The organism is Paenibacillus lentimorbus NRRL B-30488 (assembly GCF_000411595.1).
Lineage (GTDB): Bacteria > Bacillota > Bacilli > Bacillales > Bacillaceae > Bacillus > Bacillus velezensis.
This window is the reverse complement of the sequence record NZ_ANAT01000006.1, coordinates 43270-55250: the sequence shown is the minus strand read 5'-3', so window position 1 is coordinate 55250 and position 11981 is coordinate 43270. Positions and strand designations below refer to the sequence as shown.

General features: G+C 46.7%; 1 pseudogene. It reads right to left on the bottom strand.

Annotation, left to right across the window (positions count from 1 at the left end):
* Nucleotides 1-28: 28 nt before the first annotated feature.
* Nucleotides 29-11976 (bottom strand): annotated as a pseudogene (gene bamA, locus D368_RS03255) (bacillomycin D hybrid PKS/NRPS BamA).
* Nucleotides 11977-11981 lie beyond the last annotated feature (5 nt).

Here is an 11981-nt window from a genome sequence, read left to right as displayed (position 1 = left end):
ATATAATTTAAAGAAATGATGCTTTTCCCTAAAAGTTCAATTGAATAGAATCAAGCGCGTTCTCTTCTTCCTCATTGCTGCCGCTCAATCCGATATGTTCGATTAGAATGCTTGGCTGTTCCAAAATCGCCGATAGGATGTGTAAGTAGTCGTTTGATAAAACCTCGATTCTGCTTTTCTTAAACAGTTTTTTCGAATATTCAAACAGTCCGTGATAGTTGTCTTGGTCCGCCTGAATCGACAAGGTCAAATCGAATTTCGCAACCGGATGATGAAATGGATACGGCTTGAGTTGAAGAGAATCGAAAGTCAATTCAGCATGATCGAGATTTTGCAGCACAAACATCGTATCGAATAAAGGATTGCGGCTTGAATCTTTTGGAAGATGCAGATGCTGAATTAATTCTTCCAACGGATAGTCTTGATTTTTATAGGCGTTCAGCATGTTTTCTTTTACTTCGTTTAAGTAGGCATCAAATGTTTTACGGCCCGCCGGGTGATTGCGAATGACTAACGTATTGACGAACATTCCCACGACCGGCTCTACATCCAAATGAGTCCGCCCGGCAGATGGCGTTCCTACGATAATATCTTCTTGTCCGCTGTACTTGGATAAAAGAATCGTATAGGCTGCCAATAAAATCATATACAGTGTTGCACCTGTGTCTTCTTCCATTTGGTTTAAACGCTGTTTCAAGTGTTCTGGTATAAGAAATTCAAATGATTCGCCTTCGTAATCGCGTATGGCAGGTCTCTCATAATCCGCAGGCATATCCAGTACAGGAATATCACCGTGAAACTGATCCAGCCAATACGCTTCCTGGCTCTTGATGTTCCGTTTCTGAATGTCCGATTGCTGCCAAACTGCAAAGTCTTTATATTGAATAGAGAGCGGGTCCGGTTCGTTCCCCTCGTAGATTCGGCTTAAATCTTTCATCAGAATATTGACGGACACGCCGTCAGAAATGATATGATGCATATCAACCACAAGCACGTGCCGCGCAGGTTCAATTTCAATCAGTCCGGCCCGCATCAGCGGCGGTTTGGCTAAGTCAAACGCTTTGATGAAATCAAGCACACGGTCTTCCGCTTCTTCTTCGCTTGCTTGAATCCGTTCTATCGTAAAGTCGACGTTCTGATGAATACGCTGTGCCGGCTCGCCTTCATATAAATCAAAGCTGGTCCGCAACGCTTCATGACGCGCGATTAATTTTCGGAAAGCGGCGTTTAACCGTTCGAGATCGATCGTCCCTTCCACATTCATGGCACCCGTCATATTGTAAGTCAGCTCGCCGCCTTCTGTGTGACTTAACAAATACATCCGCCTCTGAGCTGAAGAAACCGGATAATATGGCATTTCCTTTGCAACCGGAAGCGGTACATATCGATTTTTGTCCATGTGTAACGCCTTGTCAGCCAATTGTTCAATGGTAGGAAACTTGAATATGTCTTTGAGAGACAGATTCACATCCAGCTCTTTGTGAATTCTGGCGGCTAAGGCAGCCGCTCGAATGGAGTTGCCTCCGAGATCAAAGAAATTATGTTTGATCCCCGCATGGCTTATTCCGAGCACTTCCTTCCATAAATCTGTCAGTTTGGATTCCGTCTCATTACCCGGCGGAACATATTCGGCTGTCAGCTGCAGACTCGCTTCTGGTGCAGGCAGTGCCTTACGGTTTATTTTCCCGTTGGACGTTAACGGCATATGCTCCAGATGGACAAAATAGGACGGAACCATGTAGTCCGGAAGCTCCGATGACAATTGTTCCCTAAGCTGCGCAGCCGCTATAGGCTTGTCGCTTACGTAATACGCGCATAATTGTTTTAAGCCGTCTTCTTCTTCTTTCACTGTAACCGCGGCTTTTTGCACCGCTTCCGCGTTATGCATTGCTGCTTCAATTTCACCAAGCTCGATTCGGTATCCCCTGATTTTGACTTGTTCATCAACGCGCCCGATATATACAAGATTTCCGTCCTTCAACCGCTTAGCCAAATCCCCTGATTTGTACATCTTCGCTCCCGGGACATACGGGTTTTCAACAAATTTCTCTGCCGTTAAATCCGGACGGTTCCAATACCCTCTGGCAACACCCGGTCCGCTGATATATATTTCGCCGATTACCCCGATCGGAACCAGGTTTCTGCTTGCATCGGCCACATAAATATCCGTGTTGGCAGCCGGAGTGCCGATCGGTACAAATTCCCGCTTGTCCCGTTCTGCGTCGAAGTGATAAATCATACATCCGACGACAGCTTCCGTCGGTCCGTATTCATTGAAAATGTCCATCCGGCCTTTAAACTGCTCGCTGACACTTTTGGCCAGACGGGTGCTTAAATTTTCTCCGCCGACAATCATTTTCCGTATTGCGGTGCCGCCAGCGATATTCATCTCCTTGATGACGTGCAGATGTGCCGGGGTCAATTTGATCAAGTCTATTCTTGAGTCCCGCATAATCTCAGAAAGCACAGCGCTTTTATCTTCGCCGTCAAAGACAATGATGGTATTTCCCGTAACCAGCGGTGTAAATATCGAGGTCACAGTCAGATCGAAAGAGATGGAAGAGTATAATGGGAAGTTGGTTTTCTCACCTCTTACATAAACCTCTTTCGCCCACCAAATATAATCAGCCAGTCCCTGATGCTCAATGAGGACACCTTTTGGATTTCCCGTGGAACCTGACGTATAGATCATGTAGGCCAAATCATGCGCATCGCTGTCCGATTCAAGATTCGAGTGATCCTCATGGTATGAGTTTTCCTCATCCAAAAGCACAACGTCACCATCATACGGTAATTGATCCAGCAGGCTGCGCTGTGTCAACACAACCTCCGCCCTTGAATCTCTCAGCATATATTGGATCCGATCTTCCGGATATTCAGGATCAATGGGCACGTATGCGCCGCCGGCTTTCAGAACAGCCAAAATTCCGACAATCAGTTCGATCCGATGCGGGCAGATGATGGCAACGAATTGATCCGCTTGTACGCCTTTTGTCCGTAACGTCCGCGCCAATCGGTTCGCCCGTTCATTGAGCTGTCTGTACGTATACCGCTCATTGCCAAAAATAACGGCTTCATGATCGGGACTCTGTTCCGCTTGCATTTCAAACCATCGGGTTACTGTTTCGTTATGCGGATACGGCGTCTTTGTGCCATTACACTCCGTCAGCAGTTGATGCCGTTCGGTTTCAGACAGCATAGGAACGGAAGACAATGTCATCTCCGGCTGCTCAACAAGACTGTTTAAAATGGCGGTATAGTGTTTGGTGATCTGTTCAATGGTGTCTTTTGTGAATCGTCCCGGTTTATAATCAAAATGCATCTCTATCTGTTGACCGGCATCTTCGATTGTGAGCATCAAATCATACAAAGAGACCCCTGGATTTCGTTCTTTCACTTTAAATGTACATTCATTGTGCCGGATTTCATGAAATTCAATGTTTTGAAACACAAACATCGTGTTAAACAGAGACTTTCCGGTTGTTTCCCGCTGCACATTTAATTTCTCCACAAGCCGGTCGAATGGATAGTCTTGGTTTTCGAAAGCGTCAAGCGTCTGCCGCTTTACTTCTTCCAGATAATCCGTAAACGTTCTATTGGCGTGCGGCTTCGTCCGGATTCCAATGGTTTGTATGAAAATACCGATGATCTTTTCGATATCCGGATGATTTCTTCCTGAAGCAGGCGTGCCAACGACAATGTCTTCTTGTCCCGTATATTTATGAAGCAGCACATTATAGGCGGCCAGAAGCACCGTATAGAGAGTGGTTTCCGCCTTTTTCGCCAAATCTTGAAGCGAACGGATGACATCCGGCTGTAAGGAGCATGTCACACGCTGTCCCTCAGAAGACCGTTCTGCCGCTTTTGAACCGTCTGTCGGCAGGTCAAGGGTGGGAATTTCGTCTTGAAATTGTTCCAGCCAATATGTCTCCTGCCGCTTCATGGCATCCTCATTCAGCCGTTGGTTTTGCCATTCTGCGAAATCTTTATATTCAAATTCAATGTCCGGTAATGGTTTCTGATGATATAAAGCCAGCAATTCATTTGTAAGGATGTTGACGGAATAACCGTCCGAAATGATATGATGCATATCGATGAGCAGTTCGGCCTGCTCGTTTTCAATCTTGATCAGCTCCGCACGAACTAACGGAGCTTGGTCCAGGCGGAACGGTTTTACAAACCGGTCTGAATAGGCATCAAATTCGTCCCGGCTCATTGTCCGGACATGAACGTTAAAATCAACTTCGTTTTCAAGTTTCTGAACGATATCGCCATCTATAATGTCGAAATACGTGCGAAACGCTTCGTGCCGCTGCATCACTTGTTGAAGAGATGAGATCAGGGCTTGCTCATCGTACTTCCCTGTTATTGATATTTGGCCGAACATATTTTGCGCCAGCTGATCCGGTTCCAGTTGGTGCAGGAAATATACTCTTTGCTGCGCCGGCGATGTCGGGTAATACGCTTTTTTCTCGGCAGCCTTCATCGGGAGGTGCACGACTTTTGTTTCGTTCTGAATGAAATGTGCTAATTCCTTAACAGTCTGGTGATTGAAAAATTGTCCGATGGAAACCTTTTGATGAAATGTCTTCTGAACTTTGGAAAGCATAAGCGTCGCCTGGAGCGAGTTTCCTCCCAGAGCCAGGAAGCGATCTGATCTGCCGACCCGTTCAAGGCCGAAAAGTTCCTCCCAAATCCGCGCCAGCTGCCGCTCCGTTTCATTTATCGGCGCCTCGTAGGCTTCAGTGAAATTTGCTGTATTGCTTCCTATTGAAGAGACCCGCTTCTGGTGTTCGGCATACAGTTTTTGTAAGTCATGCTGTTCTTCATCGGAAAACAGCATCATGGCGTCAAGAGGGATTGAATCTCCCTCAACCATTTTTTGCAGCAATTTTGTAAAACCCGCTCCCCACTTTTTCATGATTTCCGGACTGATGACGTTCGTATTAAAGTCGAAATCAAGAACATATTCTTGATGCGCGTCTGTTATGTTAAGAAATAAATCGTACAGGGTGCATTTTACCGGGTATGCAACGGGCTCCGCTTCCGCCTTTCCGAAATGCAGCTTTCGAAAAGGCCTGTCTAAATTAAAGATAATACGCATATCCGGCACTTGATCGTGCGGAAGCTCTCTGGCCACCAGTGTCATCGGGACGGCTTGGTGCTGCATTGCAAGATTCACGCTTTCTTTCATACTGCCAAGATAACCGGATAAAGTGCTTTCTGAAGAAGACGTGTTCTTCACCGGAATCATATTGACGCAATTTCCAATCAGATCATGCTGTTTCATATGCGATTGACCTGCAGCGGGGATCCCGATCACAAGGCCTGACTGTTTGGTAAGCCGGTGCAGAAAAAGATGAAATGCACCCAGCATCGTCACAAATACGCTATTTTTCATCTGAATGCTTAATGACCTTAAAGCCTCGCTCAATGGCCGTCCAAGCCTGACGGTACACCGGTCTCCCTCATACCCGTTCGGATAACGGACAGAACCTGCGCTCGGCAGAATTGGCTGCTGTATCGGTTCAGAGAAATGACGCCGCCAATACCGGACCCCTTCTTCATAATGGCCGCTGTCAATCTGTGCCTGCTGCCAGTCTAAGTATTGGTGAAACGAAACATCTGCCTCTTTCGGTGAAATCGGCTTTCCTTGTACAATTGCCGCGTAGTTGCTCTCCAGTTCTTGAACAAATACGGCGATTGACCATCCATCGGCAATGATATGATGGAACGTGAGCACAATCAGATGTTCATTGTGAGCCGCAGTAAGCACATGGATTCTAAACAAAGGCTTTTGTTCATGGAAATGAAACGGCCGCTTGGCATCTTCTGTCAGCCATTTTTGAATTTCCGACTCCCGATGTTCATGCCGGTGACCGGTAAAATCAATGACTGGTATTTCTATATTCATCCGTTCCTGCACTTGCTGTACCTCGTCATCGGGATGAATCACTGTACGTAAAGCTTCATGACGGTCAACGATATGCCGGACGGCTTGTTTTAATGGCGTATGCTGCAGTTCGCCCTCCACTTTCAGCATAATGGACTGGTTTAAAGCGGCGGAAGCTTCATTCCCGTAATGGGATGCCATAACCAACTGCTTTTGTTCAGGTGAAAGCTCGCGCGTCCCGGACTTTTTACGGCCTCCTCCATCAGGTGAGTCCGGGCCTTCCGGAATAAATCCGCCTCGGCGAAGATCCTCTACCGTGTCTTTCACCGCTTGAATAATATTTTCGATATCATCTGCGGTATGCGCGACGGACAAGAAGCAGTTGCGTCCTTCCCACACATAGACACCTTTATAGTTGAGATGGTAAAAGAACAAGTCATTATCAAGCGATGAGACAAACCGGAATAAAGAACCGAATCGAACCATGCGGATAGGCACTTGCGCTTGTTCGAAGCAGCGATTCAGCGCATCGACCAAGTAGGCTGTTTTTGATTAAGCTGCTCATACAGATGTTCTCCCTCGGTTTGTAAATGGCGAAGGACGGCTAATGACATCCTCATGGTAAGCGGGTGAGTATTGAAGGTGCCGGCCACAAACGTGCGTTTCGCCTCGTCTTGCGGGTAGGAATCGTCCCCATACTGCCAGGTACCCCCGTCGATCGCATTCATGAACTCAGCTTTTCCGGCAACTACCCCTAACGGCTGTCCGCCGCCGATGATTTTTCCGTAGGTCACTAAATCAGCCTGAATGCCGAACCATTCCTGTGCGCCGCCGAGACCGATCCGAAATCCGGTAATAATTTCATCCATAATCAGAGCTGTTCCGGATTGCTGCGTGATCGCCCGCAATTCTTTCAAAAATGCCCGCGGCTGCAAATCCGGTCTGCGGCTTTGTACCGGTTCCACCAGTACGGCTGCCAATTCATCCCCGAGGCTGCGAATCACTTCGAGCGAATCGGGATTGTTGTAATGTAAAATAATCAAATCATCCATAAAGCTCTGCAGTATGCCCGGAGCCAGCGGATTCGCAGACGCGGCTCCGCCTTTTGTGCCGGCGACCCCTAAGACGCCGTCAAACGTGCCGTGATAAGATCCCGAGAACGCCACGACTTTCTTTCTTCCTGTTGCCGCCCGCGCCAAACGCAGGGCAACCATGACGGCCTCTGTCCCGGAATTATAGAAAGCGACCCTTTCCACCCCGGTACATGTGCGGATCCGATCGGCAACTTCACCGGCGACATCTGACATCGGGCCGAGCGGAGGCAATGATGAACGGGCTGAATCATCGATAACCTGTGTAATAAAGGAAGGATGATGCCCGAAAAGGTTAACCCCGAATCCCATGGTGACATCGATATATTCATTTCCGTCAATATCCCACATTTTAGAACCGTCAGAACGTTCGGCGATAATCGGGTATACGATTTCCTTCCAATACGAACGGAAGCTGGACAAGTTGCGGTTGTTTGCATGAGCAAATCGGGTGTTGTCCGTATATTGTTTGGAACCTTTCGTTTTATCTGCGTATTTCTTGATGAAATCTTCTAAGTATTGTTTTTGCCGTGCGGTATAGTGTCCCTGTTCATGCAGGTTCTGAGGCTGGAAAGGAACATAGGGTTTCGCTTCTTGAGCCGCTTTCTTTTCTGCAGTGACGGCCGGAGGCCCCTGCTTGACAGAAGGAATTGATTTCTCTTGCGCTTTAGCGTATTCTTTCTCATCGGAATGATGTCCGCTGTTTCTCAACAAATTAAAGCTATTTAATTGAGCTTGCAAGGTATCCTGAATTAATTGATTCTGAGAAGCGATTATTTTTTCGAGCATATGCTCTTGATGACCTTCTCTGCGATCCGATTCAGACTGTGCTTCTGAAATGACCTGTATTTCCTGCGCCGGAACATTCTCTTGAGGCGGAGCGGATGCAAAGGACGGTGGAACGGTCTCAGCCAAGTAATCTATGACACTTTGAAGGTTGTTCATCGTATCAAAAAAACGATCCATCGGGATGTCTGCCCCAAATTCGTCCGCGATGGCTTTTTTGACCTGTGACAGCATGATAGAATCCATTCCGAGCCCGATAAAATGAGCATTCAGATCGAGTTCCTCCGCTCTGATCCCCGAAGCATTGCTGATTACAGTTTTCAGGAAGGATTCAATGTGCGCCTTCGATTGATTGATATTCAATGCCGCTTCTCCTCTCTTTTCGTCCTCGTTTAAGCGCAATTGGTCAGCTTCAGCCCAGCATCGGCTCCGTTCAAACGGATACAGGGGCAATGGCGTCTTTTGTACAGTTTCACCGGAATAAAGCGCGCGCCAATCGATAACGGCTCCTTGCACAAATAATTCGGCTGCGCGATGCAGCCATGTGATCCGTTCATCTTGCGTACGTAAACGCTGCTTAATCAGAGCGGCTGCTTGTTGATTCAGCTCTTCTTTATGAACAGGCAGCATTTCCTTCATATTCTTGTAGCCGATGTATACACCGGGAAGGTTTCTGTCTCCCTGAATCAGGCGGGTCAGCTTATCCGATAATTCTTGCTTACCGGATACAATCATGGCAACTCCATGATCCAAATGAGCCCTGCCCGTACTGGCTGTATAGCAAATGGACTTTAATGAAGCTTGGCTGTCATCCGATATATATTGCCGGTACTGCTGTGCGAGTTCATAGAGTGATTTTTCAGTATGAGCGGATAAAACAAATAGGTGCGGCCCATGTTCATCCTCGGGCGCATACTCACTTTGAGAAATATATTCTTCCAATACCACATGAGCATTCGTTCCGCTAAAGCCAAATGAGCTGACTCCGCCTCGCAGCGGCTCATCACCGGATGTGAACACTGCAGCTTCCTGGTTTACGTAAAATGGTGAAGAGTGAAAATGAATGAGCGGATTAGGTTCATTAAAGTGCACTAACGGCGGATTTTTCTTGTGATTCAGCATGAGGACAGATTTGATCAGCCCGACGATGCCTGCCGCTTCAAACAAATGACCGATGTTCGATTTAACAGAACCAATCGCGCAAAATTGTTTTTTTGCCGTATACTTTTCAAACGCTTTACAAAGCCCGTTAAATTCAACCGGATCGCCGAGCTTCGTTCCGGTGCCATGCGCTTCGATGAAAGACAGTGTTTCAGGAGCAATGCCCGCGTCTTTCCAAGCCGTCTCAATGACCTCAGTCTGAGCTGCCGGATTCGGTGCTGTAATCCCGGCGGTTGTTCCGTCTTGATTCAGCGCGCTTCCCTTGATTACGCCGTAAATATGGTCTCCGTCGCGAACAGCATCCTGCAGAGGTTTCAGCAGGACTGCGGCCGCGCCTTCACCTGTGCCAGTACCGTCCGAATCTTTGCTGAACGTTTTCGTGTACCCGTCCGAAGATTCCATATCAAGTCCGATACAGATCGGCAAGAGCGATGTCCGGATACCGCCGGCAAGAGCCATTTCACAATCGCCGGATATTAAAGATTTACATGCCATATGAACGGCGGCAAGCGATGAGGAGCATGCCGTATCCACTGTGACCGCCGGCCCTTTTAAATTTAAGAAATAAGCGATTCGGCTGGCTAACACGGAAGGAAGATTGCCCACGATATATTGATGAAGCTCCTCCGGATAATTCGCAGAAAGGAGACGTTCATAATCGTAGCCCACCTTCGAGTACCCTGCATATACCCCGACACGGCTCCCGTTCATGCTGCCGCCGGCATAGCCCGCATCTTCAATCGCATGCCATGCAGACTGCAAAAACAGTCTTTGGTTAGGATCCATAAACTGAGCCGTTTTAGGAGCTAAACCGAAGAACGAGTAATCAAAGCGGTCGATTTCATCTAAATAGCCGCCCTTCACAAACTGATTCTCATTGATTTCGCTTTGGATGGACTTTAAATAATCCGCCGCATCTTTCAGCCGGGATTCAGGGTATTCTCGAATGCTGTGCTCACCTTTTTCAAGCAGATTCCAAAAATCACTTTTCGTTGATGCTCCAGGGACATTGAGCGACATCCCGATAATGGCGATATCTTTCGGTGTCACATGGCTTGGCTTCGCTGCCACGTCCTGCTTGATTTCAGCCCGGCTTTCAGACAGATATGCCGCTAAATCAGTGATAGAAGGATACGTAAAGAGATCTGAAACAGCAAGCTCGCGTCCGAATTTCTGTTCTATGCGCTCGGCAATCTGCGATAACTGTAATGAATTTGCTCCCATATCAAAATAACTGTCAGCGAGGTGAACCTTTTTCCCATTGAGCACATCGGAAAAGATAGACAGTAATTCCGTTTCAATTTCATGAATGGGAGTCTGTCCGGATGTTTCCGGGCTGCTCTCCAAACATTCATTGATAGCGGCAGACTCTGTTGAAAAATTCCCTGCCTCATACTGTCTGGCAAGTTCGTAGCGTTTAACCTTTCCGCTGGTTGTTTTAGGGAGTTTTCGGATCGGAAGGACTTCTTTTATGCTCCAGCCGCCCCGCTTGAGCAAATGCTTTTTTATCTCTTTGACGAGCGGTGCGAATTTTTCAGGTGATTTTTTGTAAACAACAAAGAGCACGATTTCTCCGCTTTGTGTCTTTTGATCATATACACCGCAGGCGGCAACTCTTCCTAAGTCAACCTCTTCCATTTCAATCGCGACCCGTTCAATATCGTGCGGGTAGATATTTTTTCCGTTCACGAAAATAATGTCCTTTTCTCTTCCGGTTACGACTAAGTTACCACTTTCACTAATGAATCCGAGGTCTCCCGTTTTTACCCAGCCGTCAGAAGTCAGCGCTTTTTCCGTACTCTCGGGGTTGTTATAATACCCTTGAGTCACATTGTCTCCTTTGATCTGGATATGGCCGATGATTCCGTCTTCTACTCTTTCATTTGCTCCATCGGAGATCCGAAGCTGACAATAGTCAATAGGTTGTCCCACTTCGACGAATGAAGCGCAATTTTGATCCTCTTTGCTGACTTTTACAGCTCTTTCACCAAGATTTAAATAGTCACGATGCAAATAAACGGGAACGAATTCTTTACCTAATTTAGAGAATGCTGCGCCGACCGACGCTTCCGCTAAACCGTAAACATTCAAAATGGCGGATCTTTTCAGATTGAATACTGCGCATCTTTTCAAAAATTCGTCACATAGCTCCGGCAATATCGGTTCTGCACCGTTTGCGATGACCTTGATGTGGGATAAATCCCAGTCTGGTTCGTTTTTCAGAAATTTAAGGAAGTAGTTGTACCCGAAATTAGGAGAGGATAGAATACTGGCTTTATGTTCATGAGCTTTTTTCATCCAAAGAATAGGTCTGCGAATAAATAATTCTGTAGGCATCAGATTTTGATTGATTCCGGTTATGAAGGGAACAAGGTGGCAGGCGATGAGCCCCATATCATGCGTTAAAGGCATCCACGATAAGAAAGAGTCTTTCGAATGAACGGCTAGGGCATTCCCAATGGCGCACGTGTTATGTATTAAGTTGTGATGCGTTAACATGACTCCTTTTGGATCTCCTGTCGATCCTGAAGAAAATTGGATAAAGGCGAGTTCATCCGCATCAGGTTCATAAAACGAAGCGGGGTAATCGTAGGTTTGATCTTGAATGATGTCAGATTTTTCGTTTAATTGATGATGGAAATCCTGTAAATCGTGTTCTGCAGCATATTTCTTTATTTTGTCCAATACTTTTTCAGAGGCAATCAGAAACGGATGATTTAATATATTCCAAATGCGCCAGACCTTCAGCTTATGGTCATCATCTTCTCCGATACTGACCGGCACCGGGATCATTCCTCCTAATATACAAGCCCAAAAAGCAACGACAAATGATTTGTTTTCTTGGATTTGAAATACGATTTCCTGCTTCGGCTGAATGCCGATATGCTGTAAATAGCCAAGATACCTTTGCGCCTCTTCAAACAATTGGCGATAAGAGACAACCGTCTCGTTTTTATCGGATTCGATAAAACGGATCCCGCGATCAGAGATATTGCTTCTTTCCCGAATGACTTCTACTAAGGTTTGGAATTGACTGGTATACATAGGTC